Source organism: Nostoc sp. DedVER02 (assembly GCF_034530675.2).
Taxonomy (GTDB): Bacteria; Cyanobacteriota; Cyanobacteriia; order Cyanobacteriales; family Nostocaceae; genus Nostoc.
In genome coordinates, this window is record NZ_JAVRCP020000014.1 from 158669 (window position 1) to 179218 (window position 20550).

The 20550-nt window shown below is 42.5% G+C and carries 17 protein-coding genes; 9 read left to right on the forward strand and 8 right to left on the reverse strand.

Translation table 11 applies throughout. The features are described from left to right. Positions 1 to 21: 21 nt before the first annotated feature. The gene (locus RMZ41_RS16345) at positions 22 to 1491 is read right to left on the reverse strand and encodes a tetratricopeptide repeat protein (protein ID WP_322640905.1); all 1470 of its coding nucleotides are present in this window, start codon (positions 1489 to 1491) and stop codon (positions 22 to 24) included. Next, positions 1488 to 2813 (reverse strand): AAA family ATPase, encoded by a 1326-nt coding sequence (locus tag RMZ41_RS16350; RefSeq protein WP_322640906.1) that lies wholly within the window; start codon positions 2811 to 2813, stop codon positions 1488 to 1490. The genes RMZ41_RS16345 and RMZ41_RS16350 overlap by 4 nt, the downstream gene beginning before the upstream one ends. Positions 2814 to 3027: 214 nt before the next feature. Between RMZ41_RS16350 and RMZ41_RS16355 the strand changes: the two genes are divergently transcribed. From RMZ41_RS16355 to rpmB, 3 genes are all read left to right on the forward strand, one after another. Beyond that, positions 3028 to 3666, forward strand: a complete 639-nt coding sequence (locus tag RMZ41_RS16355; protein ID WP_322640907.1) for a class I SAM-dependent methyltransferase — start codon at positions 3028 to 3030, stop codon at positions 3664 to 3666. A 236-nt stretch (positions 3667 to 3902) separates the two neighbouring features. Further along, positions 3903 to 5891, forward strand: coding sequence for a molecular chaperone HtpG (htpG, locus tag RMZ41_RS16360; RefSeq protein ID WP_322640908.1), 1989 nt, complete (start codon positions 3903 to 3905; stop codon positions 5889 to 5891). A 171-nt stretch (positions 5892 to 6062) separates the two neighbouring features. Beyond that, the gene (gene rpmB, locus RMZ41_RS16365; RefSeq protein ID WP_322640909.1) at positions 6063 to 6299 is read left to right on the forward strand and encodes a 50S ribosomal protein L28; all 237 of its coding nucleotides are present in this window, start codon (positions 6063 to 6065) and stop codon (positions 6297 to 6299) included. A 152-nt stretch (positions 6300 to 6451) separates the two neighbouring features. Here the strand turns inward: rpmB and RMZ41_RS16370 are convergent, their stop codons facing one another. After that, complete coding sequence (locus RMZ41_RS16370) at positions 6452 to 7099, reverse strand: Uma2 family endonuclease (protein WP_322640922.1); 648 nt, start codon at positions 7097 to 7099, stop codon at positions 6452 to 6454. 160 nt (positions 7100 to 7259) lie between these two features. Here RMZ41_RS16370 and RMZ41_RS16375 point away from each other — a divergent pair, with 160 nt between their 5' ends. Then, positions 7260 to 7418 (forward strand): hypothetical protein, encoded by a 159-nt coding sequence (locus RMZ41_RS16375; RefSeq protein WP_322640910.1) that lies wholly within the window; start codon positions 7260 to 7262, stop codon positions 7416 to 7418. 90 nt (positions 7419 to 7508) lie between these two features. Here the strand turns inward: RMZ41_RS16375 and RMZ41_RS16380 are convergent, their stop codons facing one another. Further along, the gene (locus RMZ41_RS16380) at positions 7509 to 9026 is read right to left on the reverse strand and encodes a M16 family metallopeptidase (RefSeq protein ID WP_409875437.1); all 1518 of its coding nucleotides are present in this window, start codon (positions 9024 to 9026) and stop codon (positions 7509 to 7511) included. Between the two features lie 46 nt (positions 9027 to 9072). Continuing rightward, positions 9073 to 10671: a pitrilysin family protein gene (locus tag RMZ41_RS16385; RefSeq protein ID WP_322640911.1), complete on the reverse strand. Its 1599-nt coding sequence runs from the start codon at positions 10669 to 10671 to the stop codon at positions 9073 to 9075. 149 nt (positions 10672 to 10820) lie between these two features. Between RMZ41_RS16385 and RMZ41_RS16390 the strand changes: the two genes are divergently transcribed. After that, the gene (locus tag RMZ41_RS16390) at positions 10821 to 11435 is read left to right on the forward strand and encodes a TetR/AcrR family transcriptional regulator (protein WP_322640912.1); all 615 of its coding nucleotides are present in this window, start codon (positions 10821 to 10823) and stop codon (positions 11433 to 11435) included. 85 nt (positions 11436 to 11520) lie between these two features. Here RMZ41_RS16390 and RMZ41_RS16395 read toward each other — a convergent pair whose 3' ends face one another. The 3 genes from RMZ41_RS16395 to RMZ41_RS16405 all read right to left on the reverse strand — a co-directional run bounded on the left by RMZ41_RS16395 (position 11521) and on the right by RMZ41_RS16405 (position 13246). After that, on the reverse strand, positions 11521 to 11967 hold the full coding sequence (locus RMZ41_RS16395) for a DUF4332 domain-containing protein (RefSeq protein WP_322640913.1): 447 nt from the start codon (positions 11965 to 11967) through the stop codon (positions 11521 to 11523). Between the two features lie 163 nt (positions 11968 to 12130). Then, on the reverse strand, positions 12131 to 12388 hold the full coding sequence (locus RMZ41_RS16400) for a hypothetical protein (protein WP_409875440.1): 258 nt from the start codon (positions 12386 to 12388) through the stop codon (positions 12131 to 12133). 57 nt (positions 12389 to 12445) lie between these two features. After that, on the reverse strand, positions 12446 to 13246 hold the full coding sequence (locus RMZ41_RS16405; protein WP_322640915.1) for a PhzF family phenazine biosynthesis protein: 801 nt from the start codon (positions 13244 to 13246) through the stop codon (positions 12446 to 12448). A 198-nt stretch (positions 13247 to 13444) separates the two neighbouring features. Here RMZ41_RS16405 and RMZ41_RS16410 point away from each other — a divergent pair, with 198 nt between their 5' ends. The 4 genes from RMZ41_RS16410 (at position 13445) to RMZ41_RS16425 (ending at position 20463) form a co-directional block, all read left to right on the forward strand. Further along, entirely contained in the window at positions 13445 to 13690 is a 246-nt protein-coding gene (locus RMZ41_RS16410) for a hypothetical protein (RefSeq protein ID WP_322640916.1), read from the forward strand. A 34-nt stretch (positions 13691 to 13724) separates the two neighbouring features. Then, on the forward strand, positions 13725 to 15107 hold the full coding sequence (locus tag RMZ41_RS16415; RefSeq protein ID WP_322640917.1) for an aminopeptidase P family protein: 1383 nt from the start codon (positions 13725 to 13727) through the stop codon (positions 15105 to 15107). A gap of 136 nt (positions 15108 to 15243) precedes the next feature. Next, positions 15244 to 15759 carry a hypothetical protein gene (locus RMZ41_RS16420; RefSeq protein ID WP_322640918.1) on the forward strand — a complete coding sequence of 172 codons (516 nt, stop codon included), beginning with the start codon at positions 15244 to 15246 and terminating at the stop codon, positions 15757 to 15759. Positions 15760 to 15969: 210 nt separating this feature from the next. Then, the gene (locus RMZ41_RS16425; protein WP_322640919.1) at positions 15970 to 20463 is read left to right on the forward strand and encodes a bifunctional diguanylate cyclase/phosphodiesterase; all 4494 of its coding nucleotides are present in this window, start codon (positions 15970 to 15972) and stop codon (positions 20461 to 20463) included. The last annotated feature ends 87 nt before the right edge of the window (positions 20464 to 20550 follow it).

Here is a 20550-nt window from a genome sequence, read left to right on the forward strand (position 1 = left end):
TCATTAAATTCAGTTTAGCCGTTATACCTGTAATTTAATTAAAACTTGAAAGCGTTTATCTTGCCGAATACTATCAAAATCTGAGTCAGCTTTTGCCCATTTAATACATTGCTTGTGATTCAAATTAATTGCTTTTTGCAGTTTTTCTAATGCCTGCTCAATATTACCTTTAAGAGCATAACTGCAAGCTTTGTTGTACCAAGCTTGGTGAGAATCTGGTTTGATTCTCAGTACTTGTTCATAGGATGCGATTGCCTCTTCATAACGTCCCAAATCATCTAGTACAATCCCCCGATTGTTCCAAGCTTCATGTTTATTTGGGTTAATTTTCACTACTCGATCGTAAGATACAATTGCTTCTTCTTTGCATCCTAAATTGTATAGAGCAATTCCCCGGTTGTACCAAGCTTCGTGTTTATCTGGTTGAATTTTTAGAGCTTGATCATAGGATGTGATCGCTTCTTTATTGCATCCTAAATTCCGTAGAGCAATTCCCCTATTATACCAAGCCCAATCGTAATTTGGTTGTAATTCGAGTGTTTGATCGTAGGAAGTTATAGCTTCTTTGTAGCGTCCTAAATTGCTTAGAGCAATGCCTCGCTTATTCCAAGTTTTGTAGTCATTTGGTTGAATTTGTATTGCTTGGTCGTAGGATATAATTGCTTCTTCATTGCGTCCTAAATTCTTTAGTGCATTGCCTCTGTTATACCAAGCTTCGTGTTTATCTACTTGAATTTTTAGAGCTTGGTCGTAGGATACAATAGCTGCTTCATATTCTTTCACCGTGATTAACAAGCTTCCCAGTTCAAGTAGTAAGTTAGCCTTACAGTTCTCTGTCTGATATCTTTCCGCTAGTAAATCTTTAATTTCCAGTATTTTCTCAATTTTTTGTTCTGGGCTAAGTTTCAAATATTCCTCATAATCTCCTTGCAACAGCAGGCGATTTGATTCTTGTTCTACTACTTCTGGCGTTGTCGGTAATTCAAACACACCAGAACGCCAATCAAAAAAATCTGGGGCGCGATGAATAAAATAGTTTATCGAAAACGAACTCAAAATAAAAACAAAGCTAATTGGAAAATCATCTCTAAAGCGTTCTCGCTGTTGGTTTAAGTGATTTAAAATATGCGGAACACTGGTTAAATTGCTAAATCTTCCTTCGGTAATTTCGCCAAAGCTTCTTTTTTCATACTTGTATAAAGAATATTCCAGACCTTTAATCAATAAAATATCAACTTGCTTATCTTTAATAAACTCAACTACTCGCTCATATAAATTATCTATTGCCTCAACCAACCGCAAAACTTCAATCTTCTTCTGAGGAATCTCCTGTGGAAGTTTGATAATCAAATTGTCTGCTTCCACAGGTGTACATTGGACAAAAAATAAACCAAATCCTGACTTACGCCTCAGTGCGCGAAGCAAGTCTTGATAAGCTTCTTCTGGTTCTGGGGGTAAATCATCATCCCAATCACTTAAATTTGGGTTCATGAAAGTTTCGCTACGGCTTCTTTAAATTCTGGAATTCCTTGAATCAATGGATGAATATCATACCAACGCTGCATTTCTCCATCATCATCCAAATAACGGTATTCTAAAAGACAGCGATTATACATCAAACTCCGATACAAGTCATCATTAATAATGCGCTTAGAACAAGACACTTCCGCTAACAGACACCATTGATGATTTTCCACAGCGCGGCGATAAGTATCTCTGGCTTGAGTAATTGCTCGTCGCACCGCTTTTTCTGAAACAGGTAAATCTTCAGAACGTCCAATGGCATCTTGAGTTAACAATAGCAAATTCCTCACATGACCTCCACTCATTAAACAAAGTCTGTCTAAGGTTTGGGGACTGTCGAAAATTTCTGTTTCTAGTGATAGTTCTGGTGCAATTTGCCGCACTCGCTTCTTAATTACTTCCTTAACTTTTTCGAGTCCTGGCTGATAAACGTCTCCCTCGAAAGTTTTTACCATAATCATCGGCAAAATTTGGGGGTCGCCGTAGATATCTCTGAGGTCTGTTGCCCTGGTAGAATAGACCATTGAAATGGGGACAGTGTAAATCAAATGGCAATCTAAAGCTTGGAGTTGTTCGCTACGGTCTAAAAAGACTTCTTCATAGTTGGTGCGTTCTCCGTCTTTAACTAACACCATCCGGTCTAAGTTATCGACAATTACCGCCAGTTTATTGTAGCCATTAGGTAAGTGCTGTTTTGCATCCACCAGAAACTCATTTAACACCTGAATTAATGTGACAGTGTAAGGATCAATTTTTTGGCGAATCTTCTGGCGTAATTCAGGAACAGCCCTTAAATTTGCTGTCAACTTGGCAAATTGAGTAAGCTGTGCTTCTACTCCCAGACTCTCAAACTCTATAGGAGTCTGCGCTAAATCTTTCAAATCTTCCCAACGGTTATTTAACCAGTCAAGTATCGGACGAGGACTAGCAATTCCTTTTAAATCTTTGAGCAAACGGCGGGTACAGGCGAGGAGTATATCTGTATATTGGGCATCTTCAGAATCGATATCTTCTTCATCAGCTGCAAAATACACAACATAAAATTCCCGATTTTCTAAATATTTCTTTAACCTAAGTAATTCTGTAGACTTCCCCGCACCCCGATGGCCAGAATACAATTGACAAGTATTTGTATCTGCTAATCGCATCCGATTTCCCAACTCTTGCTCAATATCCGCATCTCCCCGCACATCTTGACAATCTACATATTTTGGATCGCCTGCGGGTAAGGGTTCAAAGGGGTTAAAGGCATTATAGAGTTTTGCGAGTAAGTCAGTACTATTAACCATAGGTAAAAAATATTGCAATGTTGCTCATAATAATGGAGATTATAGAGAATTGAGGTGCTGGGTAAAGGAAGAAATTAGGGAAATGCAAAATATAACACCAGTATTCTTTCCGTCATCGGGTCTAAGTGCTGTTATTTTCACTAGTTTTGCGGGAATCCTGTAGTTGTATACCCACCAAATTTAGTCAGTCCATCAGGTTAGGTAGGCATTATTTATGCAACTCATCACCTCCTTAGATATTAGAAATTCGGAATATTTATCAAAAAATCGACTCATCAGTTATCACCACCAGTTGCGTCTAATTTTTTCGCTGGGTACTCAGGTAAAAAATGTTCTGGAAATTGGGATTTTTAATTCTCTGTTAACAGATATCCTCAAGAACAATGGATACAACGTCACTACTGCTGATGTCGATCCCAACCTGAAGCCAGAAATAATTTTGGATTTGACCACAGATTTTACATTACCGAAAGATAAATTTGATGCGATCGTCCTGTTTCAAGTGCTAGAACATTTTCCTTACGAACAGTCAGAAGAAGCACTGAAAAAACTCGCAGAAGCAACAAAGAAATTTTTGGTGATTTCGATTCCTTATTGCACTCAATACTTGTCATTTCAGATCAAAACCTCTTTCTCAGGTAGACCAAGGCATTTATTATTCAATGTGCCAAAATTCTGGAGTACAACGCCAGTATGTGACGAGCATTACTGGGAAATGGGTTTGAAAGGATATCCCAAAGAGCGGATTTTAAACTCTGTTGCTAACGCTGGGTTAACTGTGAAGCAAGAATTTATCGATCCTACTTATCCGTATCACTATTTTTTGGTCTTGGAAAAAACTAACAATACTTAAACGATAGTCTCAATTAGGCTAATTAACCTGCGGTGAAAATCGGGAGTAGGGAAATCCGAATCAGAAATGGGGGCAAACAATCCTCAAAAAAGGTGCGATCGCCTAACTTATGCTTTTAAAATCCTAATTGGTATCATGCTCTCCTGTGTTCTCCGGGTTTATCCTGGAAAGCAGAGGGCTAGGCTGTATAAGCCACTATTATCATTTCAGATACTAACATCGAAGAATTACCAATTATGCTAGAACAAGGCACTATCAGTATTCATACTGAGAATATTTTCCCGATCATTAAGAAGTCGCTTTACTCAGATCACCAAATCTTCTTGCGGGAACTAGTATCCAACGCTGTAGACGCTATTCAAAAGCTGAAAATGGTATCCCGCGCCGGAGATTATGCTGGCGAGATCGGCGAACCAGAAATTGAAATTGCCATTGACAAAGATAAAAAAACCCTATCTATCTCCGATAACGGTATCGGGATGACCGCAGATGAAGTTAAGAAATATATCAATCAGGTTGCCTTTTCTAGCGCTGAAGAATTTATTCATAAATATGAAGGCAAATCAGATCAACCCATAATTGGCCACTTTGGTCTTGGTTTCTACTCTTCTTTCATGGTGGCGCAAAAGGTAGAAATTGATACCCTTTCCTATCAAGAAGGGGCACAGGCGGTTCACTGGACTTGCGATGGTTCCCCAGCTTTCACCCTAGAAGAATCGTCCCGAACAACTCGCGGCACAACTATCACTCTCAGCCTGCAAGGAGAAGAGGAAGAATTTCTAGAGTCAGCACGGATTAAGAATCTTGTCAAGACTTATTGCGATTTCTTGCCAGTACCAATAAAACTAGACGGTGAGGTATTAAATAAGCAAAAAGCACCGTGGCGAGAGTCTCCAAGTAATCTGAGCAAAGAAGATTATTTAGAGTTTTACCGCTACCTGTATCCTTTTCAGGAAGAACCTTTGTTGTGGGTGCATCTAAATACAGACTATCCCTTTATCATCAACGGGATTTTGTATTTCCCCAAAATGAGGCCGGATGTAGATGTTACTAAAGGGCAGATCAAGCTATTCTGCAATCAAGTTTTTGTTAGCGACAACTGCGAAGAAATTATCCCGCAATTTTTGATGCCGATGCGCGGTGTCATTGATAGCACTGATATTCCGCTCAACGTATCGCGCAGTGCTTTGCAAGGCGATCGCACCGTGAAGCGAATTGGTGACTATATTGCCAAAAAAGTAGGCGATCGCCTCAAAGAACTTTTCCGCGACAACCGCGAACAATACATCAGTGCTTGGAAAGACCTCGGAACCTTTGTAAAATTCGGCGTTCTCAACGACGATAAATTCAAAAAACAAATCGAAGATATCATCGTTTTCCGTACCACCGCCAAGCTAACAGAAAAAGTTGCGGCTGAAACTCCAGTGGTTGAAGTACAGTCTTCAGACGGGGATGCTTGGCAAGATGTGACTCCTTCACCCAGTGCTGAGAACTCAACACCCACCGCTCCTTATACCACACTGAAAGAGTATTTAGAACGAAACAAAGAACGCCACGAAAACCGGGTTTTCTACAGCACCGATGAAACAACCCAAGCTACATACATAGAATTACACAAAAATCAAGGCTTGGAAGTCCTGTTTATGGACTCCTTCATCGACACCCACTTTATCAACTTCCTAGAGCGGGAATATCAAGATGTCAAGTTTACGCGGGTAGACTCAGATTTAGATAATACTCTGCTGGAACAGGATAAAGATAAGGAAATTGTCGATCCGAAGACGAATAAAACTCGGAGTGAGACGATTAAAGAGTTATTTGAGAAATCTCTCAATAAACCTAAACTCAACATCCGTACCGAAGCTTTGAAATCAGACGATCCTCAAGGTACACCACCTGCAATGGTGCTTTTACCAGAGATTCTCCGCCGCCTGCGAGAAATGAACGCCATGATGCAGCAGGGGACAGCAGAGTTTCCCGAAGATCATATTTTGCTGGTGAATACTGCTCATCCGCTAATTCAAAATCTGGCAAATCTGAACCAAAGTAGCATTATCCAAGGTGACGGTCAATCATCTACAGATCAGTTAGTGAACTTGATTTGCCAACACGTCTACGATTTAGCGCTGATGTCTCAGAAAGGATTTGACGCTGAGGGAATGAAATCTTTCGTGGAGCGATCGAATGAGGTACTTACTAAGCTGACGGAACAAGCTAGTAAATAGTGGGAATGGGGAATTGGGAATTGGGCATTGGGCATTAATTCTGACTCTCTCACTCCCCCTGCTCCCCTGCCCCCTGTCCCCTGCCTCTTCCCCATCTCCTCTCTCCACTTCTGTTGTCTTAGACATAGAATGGAAAGGTTGTATTAAAATAAAAATCTGGAGATATTTGCTATGTCTCGTCGCTGTGAACTAACTGGTAAGAAGGCAAATAACGCCTTTGCTGTTTCCCACTCCCACCGCCGTACTAAACGCCTTCAGCACGCAAATCTGCAAAGCAAGCGTGTTTGGTGGCCAGGCGGAAATCGCTGGGTAAAATTAAAGCTGTCTACCAAAGCAATTAAAACCCTAGAAGTTAGAGGGTTAGAAGCAATGGCAAAAGAAGCTGGTATTAACCTCAATCATTACTAAGTGACCTGGTATTTGATAACCTGAGACTATGTACGGGAGACAGGATAAGCGGCTTTGGCCGCTGTTCATCCTGGTTCCCTACCAAAATAAGACTAGAATTAGGCGGCTCACTACCCAAAATTAATTACGAATTACGAATTACGAATTACGAATTATTCTTGTTGTATTTGCTTTTGTACCCAAAGACGAAAAGCTTTGAGCGTTGAATTTCTGCCTGCTGTTGTACTTTGCTTGAGATATTGGGGAATCGCCTCAACTAGGTTAAATCTAGGAAAATTTAGGCTTTGCTGAGACTCTATATAATGCCCACCTTGCAGAACATTAATTTGGAGCTTTCCTTTATTAAAACGCCAAAGCTCAGGTACTTTTAAAGCTTCATAAATATTAGGATGAGTGCGAGAAGTAATATCAATTTCTAAAGCTAAATCTGGAGGAGGATCTACTTCTAAATTTAGTCGCTTCTTCCCGCGAATCTTAGATTCATTTTTTATATAGAAACACTGATCTGGTTCTATACCTTGAGCCATTGCTTGGTTTTTGAAAGTGGTAGAGCCAAGACATCTAAACTCAATATCTAATTCTTCCAGAAGGGCTTTGACTAAATCACTAATAATTTCTTTATCGTCTTCATGTTCTGGCAGTGGTGCCATAATCTCCAATATTCCCCTGTCATAAGCAATTCGTGCTGCGCGATGTTCCCCTAAATCTTCTAGAATTGTTTCCAATTCTTGCCAGGTTACATCTCGTAGTAACACTCTTTGTCCTGGTGGAACATGGATGCGCTTTAATTCCAACAACATCATCTTCACTCCCAGTAGCTTATACCTGAATTTAGCTTACTCTAGTTGACTAATGCACTGTCAATAAGGTTCGGTTAAAAGGGGAAAGGGAAAAGGGGAAAGGTTTTGAATACATCCTTTACCCTTTACCCGCAAACCCATTCCCCAGACCACAAGGAAAATGAAAAATGCTTATCCGAACCGTATTGAATACACTGTGACAATTTTTGCTGCGACATCACTACAGTTTAAAGAAAAAACCTCTGGAATTCCAGAGGTTTTGGTTCCTGATTTAGTTTCTACTTGTTACTACAATTTGTCTTCAGTCATTTCCCGATAAAGAAGCAAATTATTTTATTTGACTAGAGACGCGATAAATCAGACGCGATAAATCGCGTCTCTACTTAGGGCTTACGATCGCAAATCGTGATTAATTCTTCGCCTGTGGTTGTGAACCAGGAATCGTTACATCTATTGGTGTCACCTTTGCTGCTAGCTGCGTCAATGGTGGTTGAATGGCGGCTTGATTCCCGACTACGAGAGTCACGATTTTTTCTGGCTTGAGGTATTCTCGTGCTACCCGTTGCACATCAGCAGCTGTAGTGGCGGCGACGGCTTTTTGATAGCGAAAGAGAAAATCAGCCGGATAGCCGTAATATTCGTATCGCATCAACCGTGATAAGGTTTGGCTGGGATCTTGAAAGTTGAATACAAAAGAGTTGAGTGTAGATTCTTTCGCAAAAGCCAGTTCTTTTGCTGTCACTCTTTGAGTTTGGGTACGCTTGATTTCAGCTTGTAAGGCTTTGACAAACTGCACGGTAGCATCCGATCGCGTTTGTCCGCCAGCAATAAACATGCCAGGATAATCGTAGCGAGGACTCCACTCACCATAAACAGAGTACGCTATGCCTTGGCGCGATCGCACTTCATTAAATAAGCGTCCACCAAATCCATTTAACACCCCATTCAATACATCCAACGCGGCATAATCGGGACTGTCAAACCGTCCGCCTAAATGGCCGATAAGTACGCTACTTTGGGTTAATTGTGGTTGATTGACAAAAAAGACCCCACCTGTATTAGCTGCCGAAACGTCTGGTAACTTGGGTTTAGCAATCCCTGGGTTGCGGTTCCAGTCGCCAAACTTAGCTTGAACAAGCGATCGCATTTTCTTAGAGTCAAAATCTCCCACAATTCCCAAAATTATATTATTGGGGTGAAAATATTGCTGATAAAAGTTGAGCAAATCCTCACGCTCAATCCGATCTACCGTTGCATATTCTATCGTGCGAGCATAAGGACTATCTTTTCCATAGATCAATTTCTTAAATTCTCGACTAGCAATCCCATCTGGATTGTCATTGCGACGGGCAATGCCACCTTTCGCTTGCGTCTTAGCCAAGTCTAGCTTTTCTTGAGCAAATGCTGGCGATCGCAGTACCTCGGCAAATAGCCCAAACACTGTTTCTAAATCTTCACTCAATGCATCAAAGCTAGCACTACCAGAACCTTCACCAATACTAGCTTCAACAGATGCCGCCCGTTGTTCCAACATCTCATTGAGTTCATCAGCCGAATGTTGCTTAGTTCCCCCAGTTCGCATTACCGCGCCTGTAAAACCAGCTAACCCGACTTTCTCCATTGGTTCCAAGCGATTTCCTGTCCGCACAAACGCCGTCCCATTCACCAACGGTAATTCGTGATCCTCCATCAAATAGACAACCAAGCCATTTTGGAGAACAAACCGCTCATATTTCGGTATCTTAATCTCAGGTAACGGTGGCAACTGCAACTCACTATAATGCTTTGCCTGAGTCGTCGCCGCCAGAGAAAAATTACAAGTTAAAAGTAAACACGCAAAAACAGCAACCAAAGCATAAATCAACCCCTTCCCATTTTTGATTTTCAACACCATCCGTCTTTTACCCTTCACCTTGTACCTCTGCATATCTTTTCTTCCTTTGCGCCCTTGGCGACTTGGCGGTTCCTTTCTCTTATCCTTCCTTCGACAACAACTTACCAATCGTGCGATTCTCCGGCGTAAACGTCTCCTTCGCTACTCGCACAATATCTGCCGTCGTCACCGCCGAAATATCATCCAACTGCTTAAATAAATTCCGCCAAGAGCCAGTTTTCACCTCATATTCCAACAATTGTTGAGCCATCCCCATATTTGAATCGAGGGTACGCAACAAACCCGCCCGTGCTTGGGTTTTCACCCGTTCCAAATCAACCGCCGCTACAGGCTCAGTTTTTAATTTGTCAATTTCTTGGCGCAAAGCCACCGCTACTTCATCAACTGTATGACCAGGAGCCGTAAGAGCATAGAAAAAGATCAGATTTGGGTACTTATCTCCAGGAAATCCACTGTAACCTTGAGCATTTAACGCCAAACGCTGTTTTTCTACCAAAGACTTATATAACCGCGATGTGCGCCCATCACTTAATAAACTGCCAATGATTTCATAGACTGCATTATCTGGATCAGTAATTGCCGGACGATGATAACCTTCTAAATACCAAGGTTGGGAAGGTAGTTGTACAGTAACTTCCTGTGTTTGTTTTTGTGGCGGTTCCACCGGGATTTGTTCAACAGCTTTGGTTTTTGCTTTATAGCGGCCAAAATAAGCTTGCGCTAGTTTTTTCACCTCAGTCGGGTTAACATCTCCGACAATTGCGATCGCTAAATTACTTGGTACATAGTGAGTATCAAAGAAATTCTGGACATCATCTGGTGTCAGATTGCGGATATCTTGGTCATAACCAATTACCGGACGCTTGTAAGGATGGACTTTATAAGCAGTATCGATAAACTTTTCTACCATTTGTCCAATGGGTGAATTCTCTACCCGCAGCCGTCGTTCTTCTAAAATTACATCTTTCTCTTTATAAAACTCACGACGAATTACCGGATCGAGAAACCGTTCCGACTCTAGCGACATCCAAAGTTCTAGCTTGTTGGCAGGAAAGCTATAAAAATAACGAGTAGCTTCGGTTGAAGTATTGGCATTTAAACCCACACCTCCCGCTTGTTCAACAATTTGTCCCAATTCGTTTTGCTTGACAAGCTTACCTGCTTGTGATTCTACTTGTTTAAATTCAGTTTCTAACCGCGCAACTTCATCTTTTTTGCCATCGGCTTTTGCTGCTTTAATTTGAGTATCTAACTGCTGCAATTTCTCTAGCAGTGGTTTTTCTGCTTTGTAGTCTTGTGTGCCAATGCGCGTTGTACCTTTAAACGCCAAATGTTCCAGAAAGTGAGCTACACCGGTTTTACCATCTGGCTCATCCACACCACCGACATTTGCATAAGTAAGAAAAGAAACTACAGGCGCTTGATGTCGTTCCAAGACAATGAATTTTAGACCATTGTCAAGACGAAACTCCGTTAACTGTTTAATGACTCGATCCAGATAAGGTTGGATCGAACTTTGAACTGGTGGAGTTTGAGTTTTGGCTTCTTGAGGAGGTGCAGTTTGAGTTTGAGCTAGAGCAATTTCTGGTAGTAATCCCCACCAGAAAACTATCAAAGCCAACAAAGTGACAAACAACCGCCGTAATAAATCTAAAATTGACCGACCGATCTGGTTCATAAGCAAAAATTGAGATAAAGTTACACTACCTGAGAAACAGGATACTTAGCAAAAGGACGTTAATGTTGTATTAAGCTTGTTGAGCTTTTTTACTTGACGTTAGACAATAATGCTACAAATCGTGTTCCGCAAATATTACCAAAACTTTTATGCGAGTTTTTAATTCTTCCCCACCCTCAGAAGCTCAGACGCGCACCCGGATTTTACAGGCAGCACAACGGTTGTTTGCTTCTCAAGGATTTGATGGTACTACCACCCGTGATTTAGCGCAGGCGGCAGGTGTAGCTGAAGGTACTTTATTTCGTCATTTTCCCAATAAAAAAGCAATTTTGGTAGAAGTAGCTACGAATGGCTGGGTAGAGATTCTAACAGATTTGCTAACAGAATTAAGTGAAATGGGCAGCTATAAAGCCGTAGCTCAAGTGATGCGTCGGCGGATGTGGAACTTTCAAAAAAATTCCGATTTAATGCGCGTTTGTTTTATGGAAGTGCAATTTCACCCCGATTTACGCGATCGCATTCAATTAGAAGTGATTACCAAAATGACTGATGTCGGCGAAGCATTCTTTCAAACAGCAATGGATAAAGGCATTTATCGCAAAACAGACGCAAAGCTAGTTGCCAAAGTTTTCTTAGGAATGTTTGCGATCGCAGGTTTTTCTAACAACACCATCATGGAACCTGACGCTTCTCCTCAAGAAATGCAGGAAATGGCCGAAGGACTCGCTGATATCTTCCTTAATGGTGTTTTAGCTAAGGATTAGTCATTAGTCATTAGTCATTAGTTATTCTTTCTTCCCCTGCTCCCCTGCTCCCCTGCTCCCCTGCCCCCTGCTCCCTGCCTATTCCCTATTCCCCACTCAGCACTATTTTCGCTTGCTGACTCCATTGTTGTACTAGCTCGATTGCTGGACACAAATCTCGTCGCTGCATTGTTGCTACTTGCAAGCGCATGATTTGTTGGTGCAATCTGTGAGTGGGTGTCTGTGCCAACTGGGTTACAGAACCAATACCTGCGTGAAGCAATAAACCACAATATTGCACGCCTACGCTGGGAATACGCGCTAAGTCAGCTAAAGCCATCCATTTATTTACATACTGAAGATGAATCTGCAATTTATTTGCTAACGCCAGTCGTGCCTCTAAAGTCTTGCCTTGTTTGACTAGCGCCACTGTGGTATCGATCCCACAATTTTGCAGTTGTGATTGTTCTTCGTGGCTTAATCCAGGTAATTGCTCGATTGGCCAGTCACGAGATGCGAGCAGATTTCGATTATTTGTATTTTTAGTAGACATTTTAAAACTAAATATAGGCTATGTTCACTCAGGTATACAGCAATCCTAAATCATTGGTGAACAACGATATACCTAACTTATCTAAAAACTTGGGTATCTAAACCTTTCAATTTTGGCGTTTTTTACTGCTACCCTGCAAAAACGTTTCACATCTAAATGCAACCTACTGCAATGCCATTGTATCGTCTGACAATGCGATTGTTTGGCTTAACAATGCTATTGTATCGCCTGACAATGCGATTGTTTTGACTAACAATGCCATTGTATCGACTAATATTAGGATTGTTTTGACTAACAATGCCATTGTATCGACTAACATTAGGATTGTTTTGATTAACAATGCCATTGTATCGACTAACATTAGGATTGTTTTGACTAACAATGCCATTGTATTGACTAACATTAGGATAGGCTTATCCAATTGTCTAAGTTCTCAATGCTGAGTTTTTACCGGATGCGATTGATTTGTAATCTAGGTTTATGCGGTAATTAACTCACCTTGCATAACAGTTACCGCTTGTCCCGCGAGTAAGACGCGATCGCCTCCGTTATAGCGGATTTTTACGACTCCACCACGCTGGGATGCTTGATAAGCCAATAACTCATCTTTGTGTAAGCGATCGCGCCAAAAAGGAGCAAGGCAACAATGAGCCGCTCCAGTCACAGGATCTTCATCAATCCCTAAACCCGGCGCAAAAAAGCGAGAGACGAAATCATATTCAGAATCAGAATCGGTAAGGCTGGTGACAATAATCTCAGAAGTAGGCAATGTTTTCAGTATTTGGAAATTTGGCTGTATTTGCCGTACCAAATCTTCAGATTCTAATTCCACTAAATAGCCAAGAGAATTTAAGAAAATAGATTTGTAAGGTACACCCAAAGCTTGTTTGAGTTCTCGTGGGGCGACTGTTTCTTGTGAGTGATTCACAGGGAAATCTAACTCAATCCATTCACCTTGTAACTTAGCAATCAGCACTCCGCTTTTGGTGTAAAAACGCGCAACTTCATCAGGTGATAAATGCCCTTCTGACCAAAGTACATGAGCGCTAGCTAAAGTTGCATGACCACAAAGCGGTACTTCCACCGTGGGCGTAAACCAACGCAGATTAAAGCCATCATCCTGTCTAACTAGAAAAGCCGTCTCAGATAAATTCATCTCCTGTGCTACATTCTGCATCCAGCGTTCGTTTTGGCGAGTGGGCAAAACACAGACAGCAGCAGGATTGCCTGCAAAAGGTCTATTGGTAAAAGCATCAACCTGAGTAATGGTTTGTCCCATTAGAGTCACCTTGAAAATTAGACGGCAATATAATTATCAGTAAAACTGGTGTAGGTTGGGTTGAGAAACGAAACCCAACATTATCAAAGCTTTGTTGGGTAACACTAAAGTTCAACCCAACCTACGATTCTTCTTAACCCAAGCATATTGCCATATACAGTACCTGATAAATTAAGAATACAATCTCCAAAAACTAGGATGATGAGAAAAATCTTCAGAAGCATCTTTGCCACTGTCAACTTAGCGCTAATTTCTGGAGGATTAGTTAGTTGTGTTATTGAGGTACCACAACCATCTGCTCCAACTGAGCAACAAAAACCAGTTATCCAAACTACTCAACAGCCTAATGAGGTAAAGCAGAAGGATAAAGATGATGATGACAAACATAGCGATCGCAAAGATAATAAACACGATGACAAAGACGAGAAAGACGATAACGATTAAATAAAGGCAAAACCATAACCTGAAGTTTCTATTTATGCTGATTCCACAAACTTCTGCTTCCCTCGTCGATAATTTACGCCTGCGACGGCAACGACTAGCTAACCTTATTGATTTTCCCGTAATTCTCTGGTCGGGTAGCAACAGTCCGCGCAACTTTCCGGCAAATCCCTTTCCGTTTCGTGCTAACAGTCATTTCCTCTATTTTGCCGGACTGCCATTATCAAATGCGGCAATTCGTTTAGAAGCAGGCAGGCTAGAACTATTCATCGACGATCCATCACCCAGCAGCGCCCTTTGGCATGGAGAAACGCCAACGCGCGAGGAAATAGCGCAGAACATTGGGGCAGATGTGGCAAGGCCAATGGCAGAATTAGAATCTTGGGTAGAAGATGCCGTCACACTTGCCGTCCAAGATGCAGCGACATGGACGCAACAATCGCAGCTATTAAATAGATGGGTTTTACCTCAAAGTCCTCCCCAAGGAATTGATTTAGACTTAGCCAAAGCGATCGCTTCTATCCGCCTCACCCACGATGAAGCTGCATTAACCGAGTTGCGAAAAGCTGCTGCTGTCACCGTTGAAGCACACAAAGCTGGGATGGCAGCAACACCTCAAGCCAAGCTAGAAGCAGAAGTTCGCGCAGCGATGGAAGGGGTAATTATTGCCCATAACATGACTACTTCCTACAACAGTATTGTCACCGTTCATGGCGAAGTTTTGCATAACGAGCAGTATCACCACCCTCTACAACCAGGTGACTTACTGCTTGCCGATGTTGGCGCTGAAACTGAGATGGGTTGGGCAGGTGATGTAACTCGCACGTGGCCAGTTTCCGGTAAGTTTTCATCTACCCAGAGAGATATTTATAATGTTGTGCTAGCGGCTCATGATGCTTGCATTGCCAAAATACAGCCTGGTGTAGAGTATGAAGATATTCATCTACTAGCTGCCACAGTTATAGCTGAAGGTTTAGTAGAGTTAGGTATTTTCCAAGGAAATCCGCAAGATTTAGTAGAGATGGATGCCCACGCGCTGTTTTTCCCTCATGGTATTGGTCATCTACTGGGTTTAGATGTCCATGATATGGAAGATTTGGGAGATATAGCTGGGTATGAAGAGGGACGTTCTAGGAGCGATCGCTTTGGCTTAGGCTACCTACGTTTAAATCGTCCCCTGCGCCCAGGAATGTTAGTCACAATTGAACCTGGTTTTTATCAAGTACCAGCAATTTTAAATGATGCGAATGTTCGCTCAATATATCAAAATGTGGTGAACTGGCAGCGTTTATCTGAATTCGCCGATGTCCGCGGAATCCGCATTGAAGATGATGTTTTAGTGACATCAGAAGGTAGCGAAGTTTTAACAGCTGCATTACCCAATGATGCTGATACTATAGAAAATTTAGTAGGTCGTTAATCTGTCCATCAGAACACATAAGATGTTATATCAATTGGAAAAAAGAATGCGAAAAATAGACCATTTGTAGAGACGCGATTCATCGCGTCTTGATCCAAGGATGTGTTGCAATCATTAATTGAATTGGTATTACCTCATGATCAAAAACCCCATAGTAGGATTACTACTCAACGGAGTTATTGTCAGCTTCGGACTATTGCCATTGTTAGCTCAAGCACAGCAGCCTGTGCGGGTTTCTGATGCCCAAGTTGCGGCGATGGTAGAAGCATTGCGACAAGCTGCACCGCAGACAAAAAATCCTAACGATGGATATTACAGCGAATGGCAAGTTAAACCAGAAACCCTCAAAGGCTGGTCAAGAACTTGTCTCAAACGAGAACTGACACCGACGCAGTTTGAAAACAGCCCTGCGATCGCTCGTCAAGTCGTCTCTTGCATTACCCGCCGTGAGTTAACCAATCAGTTCCGCGCCACCAACAATAATGAAATTGCATCTGTGCGTGGCGTAGCTTGTTGGTGGATGACTGGTAGTTATAAAGGTTGTGACAAAGGTTTCACTGCTGACTATGTGAAAAAAATTGTGTACTTTTACCAACAACAGCGTTTAAAACCAGTAGCAACTCAATCAGAAAAAATAACTACTGAATCTTGAAGCAGACATGATAGAACTCCGATATCTGGGCAATCTAGTCTTAACGAATCGCGGAGCGCCTTGTAACAAAAAAAGCACTCAGACACGAAAAGGTCATAAATAACATTATATATTTCTGTTTGTGCTATACGTATAATTACAGGAAATTACAAATACATCGGTTAAAAATATAAGTAGAATTAACAACTAAATACTTGAGACACTTGATTGATGCTGGAATTTCCTAAAAGCCTTCTTGCTTATAAACAGTTTATTCCCCACGGTCATTGCTATCTTTGGAAACCAGCATTAGTGGGATTGCATATTGTATCCGATAGTTTGATGGCGCTTGCTTATTATTCCATTCCCATCACACTACCTTATTTTGTCCGCAAGCGCCAAGATTTTCCTTTCAAGTGGGTGTTTGTCCTATTTGCAATATTTATTGTTACTTGTGGTACTACTCACGTCATGGACATTTTGACGCTCTGGTATCAAACTTATTGGTTGAGCGGTTTAATCAAAGCTATTACAGCCATAGTTTCACTGTACACAGCTTGTGAACTTATACCTTTGATGCTAAAAGCACTTGCTTTACCCAGTTCTGCACAACTGGAGGCAGGTAATCGAGAACTGGAGCGGGAAATTAGCGAACGCAAACAGGCAGAACTCGCATTACAAGAGCGTGAAGCTATGTTGCGGAGAATTGGCGATAATCTGCCCAATGGGGCAATTTATAAGGTAATCCGCGAATTTGATGGCAGCGATCGCTTTTCTTATATAAGCGCGGGGATTGAAAGACTGATGGAAGTCAGGGCAGAAGATGCACTCAAAGATTCAAGTTTGCTCTATCGCCAGTTTATCTCAGAAGATGTACCACTTTTCCAAGCAGCAGTCGATGAATCTTGGCAGAATCTCTCGGTGTTTGATATACAAGTGCGAATCCAAACGCCTAGCGGTCTGCTTAAATGGCTCCATTTTCGTTCTACGCCACGCCGATTCGAGGATGGAAGGGTGGTTTGGGATGGGTTGGTGGTGGATGTCACCGACCTCAAACGTGGTGAAGAAACACTACGCAAGAGTGAAGCCTTATTAGAAGAATCTCAGCAAGTTGCTCGTCTCGGTAATTGGGAATTTGATATTGCCACGGGCAAAATTACCTGGTCAAAGCAGCTTTTCGCCCTCTTCAATCGAGATCCCGCACTTCTTGGGCCGAACTACCAAGAAAATCTGCAATTGTACTGCCCAGAAGATGCCGGAAAATTAGCCCGAGCCGTTGAACGGGCAATGTCAACTGGTGAATCCTACAAACTCATCTTGCGTGCGTCTCAAACTGACGGGTCTATTATTTATATTGAGGGGATTGGACATGCAGAATTTAACGCGGATGGAAAAGTAATTCGCCTCTATGGGACTGCCCAAGATGTTACAGAACGGCAAGCCGCACTCAACGAACGCAAACAAGCCGAGGCAGAACTCCGACGCAGTGAAACGCTCCTAACTACTGCTCAAAAGATTGCCCATCTAGGCAGTTGGGAATGGTACTTAGAGTCTCAAAAACAAATTTGGTCAGCCGAAACCTTCCGCATTTTTGGTTTAAATCCTGCTGAATCAGCACCGACACAGGCTACATTTCTCCAGATGGTTCACCCAGAAGACCGACCAGTGTTGCAGAGGCATCTATTAAAAGCGATCGCCAATAAAACCCCTTTCAATCTTGAATCTCGCATTATCCGACCTGATGGCTCATTGCGCTACCTGGAGTTAAGAGTAGAGGTAGCTTATGATACCGAGGGTAAGACTGTTAGACTGTATGGAGCTATTCTAGATATTACAGAACGCAAAGAAAGCGAGTTAGAAATCACCAAAAGCCGTGACTTGCTAGAAGCTGTCTTTAACGAATCTGCTGATGCGCTCTTTTTGATAGATACAGAAACGTTACTGACCATTGACTGTAATAATCGCGCAGTAGAACTATTTGCAGCCTCAAGTAAAGCTGAACTCATTGGTATTGAAGGTCAAGCTCTACAAAAAGAGCAGTTTACTTCTGATGAACTAACTACCATCGTCAGACAAATTAGCCAGCAAAGGTTGTGGAGTCGGGAAATTGAATACTTCACTAAGCAGGGCAATTGCTTTTGGGGAAACATGGCAATCAAACAAATTAGGGTTGCTGACCGAGTGATGAATTTGGTACGAGTTACGGATATTACTCCCAAGAAGCGGATCGAAGAAGAACGCCAACGAGCAGAAATAGCCTTAGCCAAAAGTGAAGAACAACTCAGGCTGACAATGGAATTTAACTATATCGGTAGTTGGGATTGGAATTTGTTTCAGAAGACAGTTATCTGGAACGACAACCACTATCGCTTGTTAGGATTAGAACCAGAAACGTCATCAGCTACATATCAGTTATGGCGCGATGCTGTTCATCCAGAGGATATTGACCGAGTTGAACAGACTATATTCAATGCCCTGACTCAGCATACTAATTATGAAGCTGAATATCGGGTGATTCATCCCGATGGCAAGATACGCTGGCTGGTTGGAAAAGGACGCAGTATTTACAACGAAGCAGGTAAACCTGTACGGATGTTAGGTGTGGTGATTGATATCAGCGATCGCAAGCAAGCAGAAATTGCTTTGAAAGAAAGCGAGATTCGCTACCGTGCCATTGTCGAAGATCAGACTGAACTCATCACCCGATATTTACCAGACGGCACACTCACCTTTGTCAACCAAGCTTATGCACTTTATTTTGGGCGATCGCTAGAGGAATTGATCGGCAGCCGCTATCAACCGGCTATCTTTGAGGAAGATCGGGAGCGAGTTGCTCAATTAGTCGCTTCAATTAGTATTGATAATCCTGTAGTCATCAGTGAGAATCGCGTGGTTGTGGCAAATGAGGTGCGTTGGACTCAGTGGCATAACCGAATGCTGTTTGACGAGCAAGGATGCTTTATCGAATTTCAATCAGTGGGACGCGATATCACAGCCCTCAAGGAAATAGAAGAAACACTTTTTCAAGAAAAAGAATTAGCTCAGGTGACGTTGCAATCCATTGGAGATGCAGTTATAACCACAGATGCCTTTAGCAGGATTCAATACCTCAATCCCATTGCAGAATCTCTGATTGGATGCACTGAAGCATGGGCACAAGGGTTGCCGTTAGGAGAAGTCTTTAGAATTGTGCATGAAATTACACGCGAGCCAGTTCCGAACCCAATTGACCTAGCATTACAGGAAAATCGAATTGTGGGTTTAGCAAACCATACCGTCTTAATTGCTCGAAATGGTCAAGAGATTGCCATTGAAGATTCAGCCGCGCCCATTCGCAATCGTGAGGGAGAAGTTATTGGCGGGGTTATGGTGTTTCATGACGTGACTCAGAACCGCAAGCTTGCGCGTCAGCTATCCTGGCAGGCAAGCCACGATCCCTTAACCGGATTGGTGAATCGCCAGGAATTTGAGCGGCGCGTTGAACAATCATTACAGCTTGCCAAGTTAGACTACCAGGTTCATGCGTTGTGCTATTTGGATCTCGATCACTTCAAAATTGTCAATGATACCTGTGGTCATCTGGCTGGAGACGAATTACTGTGTCAAATTACTGCCCTATTGCAGGAAAAGATTCGGAAAACTGACACACTGGCACGCTTAGGGGGCGATGAATTTGGCGTATTACTCAATCAGTGTATGCCAGAGCAAGCTTTACGAGTCGCCAATGATCTGCTTTCGTGTGTTCAAGAGTTCCGCTTTGTTTGGGAAAAGCAGGTATTCTCAATTGGAGTAAGTATCGGCTTGGTTGGTATTGACGCGCATAGCGAGAGCCTTGCAGAAATTATCAGTACGGCTGATGCAGCTTGTTATGCCGCAAAAAATCGGGGGCGCAATCGCGTGTATGTTGCTCAGACTGACGACCAAGAGCGACTGCAACAGCGCGGCGAGATGCAGTGGGCCAGTCGCATTTCTCAAGCTTTAGAAAGTGATTGGTTTTGTCTCTATGCTCAAAAGATTGCTGCGTTAGCGAAGCTCACCGTTGGCAAAGCCTCTCGTAGAGAAGGTATCGCCCCGGCAGATCAAAACGAAGACCATTATGAAGTCTTGCTGCGGCTTCGGGATGAGCAGGGAAATTTAGTGCAGCCGATGGCGTTTATTCCAGCAGCAGAACGCTACAACTTGATGCACCTGATCGATCGCTGGGTAATTCGGACTCTGTTCAGCAATTGGACAAGAGTCGTTGGCGATGAACAAAGCATCTATGCCATTAACCTTTCTGGCTCTAGCATCAATGACGATCAGTTCATTGACTTCCTGTATGAGCAGTTTACCTTATACCCCATCTCACCTCAACGCATCTGTTTTGAGATTACCGAAAGTGTGGCGATCGCTAACCTGCTCAAAGCCAAGCAGTTTATTCAGTCACTTCAACGGATGGGTTGTCGCTTCGCGCTGGACGATTTTGGGGTGGGGATGTCGTCGTTTGCTTACCTCAAGTCTCTGCCTGTGGATTACCTCAAAATTGACGGGAGCTTTATTCGTAACATTGTCGATAATCCTCTGGATAATGCGATCGTCACAGCTATCACGCAGATTGGTAGTGTCATGGGTATTCAGACGATCGCAGAGTTTGTGGAAAATGACGCGATTTTAGAGCGGATTACGGCACTAGGAATTGATTACGCACAGGGATATGGCATTGCAGTACCTCGCCCATTGGGGTAGATATAGCCTCATACCAATTCTGTATGAAGATGCGCCAAACTACGTCAAACTTATAGATGGGTGCATTTAGTAATTTTGTTATGAGTC

Excerpts from the sequence above, each read along its gene's own strand:
- RMZ41_RS16345 (WP_322640905.1), bottom strand. The coding sequence starts at position 1,491 with ATGAACCCAAATTTAAGTGATTGGGATGATGATTTACCCCCAGAACCA.
- RMZ41_RS16350 (WP_322640906.1), bottom strand. The coding sequence starts at position 2,813 with ATGGTTAATAGTACTGACTTACTCGCAAAACTCTATAATGCCTTTAAC.
- RMZ41_RS16355 (WP_322640907.1), top strand. The coding sequence starts at position 3,028 with ATGCAACTCATCACCTCCTTAGATATTAGAAATTCGGAATATTTATCA.
- htpG (WP_322640908.1), top strand. The coding sequence starts at position 3,903 with ATGCTAGAACAAGGCACTATCAGTATTCATACTGAGAATATTTTCCCG.
- rpmB (WP_322640909.1), top strand. The coding sequence starts at position 6,063 with ATGTCTCGTCGCTGTGAACTAACTGGTAAGAAGGCAAATAACGCCTTT.
- RMZ41_RS16370 (WP_322640922.1), bottom strand. The coding sequence starts at position 7,099 with ATGTTGTTGGAATTAAAGCGCATCCATGTTCCACCAGGACAAAGAGTG.
- RMZ41_RS16375 (WP_322640910.1), top strand. The coding sequence starts at position 7,260 with ATGAAAAATGCTTATCCGAACCGTATTGAATACACTGTGACAATTTTT.
- RMZ41_RS16380 (WP_409875437.1), bottom strand. The coding sequence starts at position 9,026 with ATGCAGAGGTACAAGGTGAAGGGTAAAAGACGGATGGTGTTGAAAATC.
- RMZ41_RS16385 (WP_322640911.1), bottom strand. The coding sequence starts at position 10,671 with ATGAACCAGATCGGTCGGTCAATTTTAGATTTATTACGGCGGTTGTTT.
- RMZ41_RS16390 (WP_322640912.1), top strand. The coding sequence starts at position 10,821 with ATGCGAGTTTTTAATTCTTCCCCACCCTCAGAAGCTCAGACGCGCACC.
- RMZ41_RS16395 (WP_322640913.1), bottom strand. The coding sequence starts at position 11,967 with ATGTCTACTAAAAATACAAATAATCGAAATCTGCTCGCATCTCGTGAC.
- RMZ41_RS16405 (WP_322640915.1), bottom strand. The coding sequence starts at position 13,246 with ATGGGACAAACCATTACTCAGGTTGATGCTTTTACCAATAGACCTTTT.
- RMZ41_RS16410 (WP_322640916.1), top strand. The coding sequence starts at position 13,445 with ATGATGAGAAAAATCTTCAGAAGCATCTTTGCCACTGTCAACTTAGCG.
- RMZ41_RS16415 (WP_322640917.1), top strand. The coding sequence starts at position 13,725 with ATGCTGATTCCACAAACTTCTGCTTCCCTCGTCGATAATTTACGCCTG.
- RMZ41_RS16420 (WP_322640918.1), top strand. The coding sequence starts at position 15,244 with ATGATCAAAAACCCCATAGTAGGATTACTACTCAACGGAGTTATTGTC.
- RMZ41_RS16425 (WP_322640919.1), top strand. The coding sequence starts at position 15,970 with ATGCTGGAATTTCCTAAAAGCCTTCTTGCTTATAAACAGTTTATTCCC.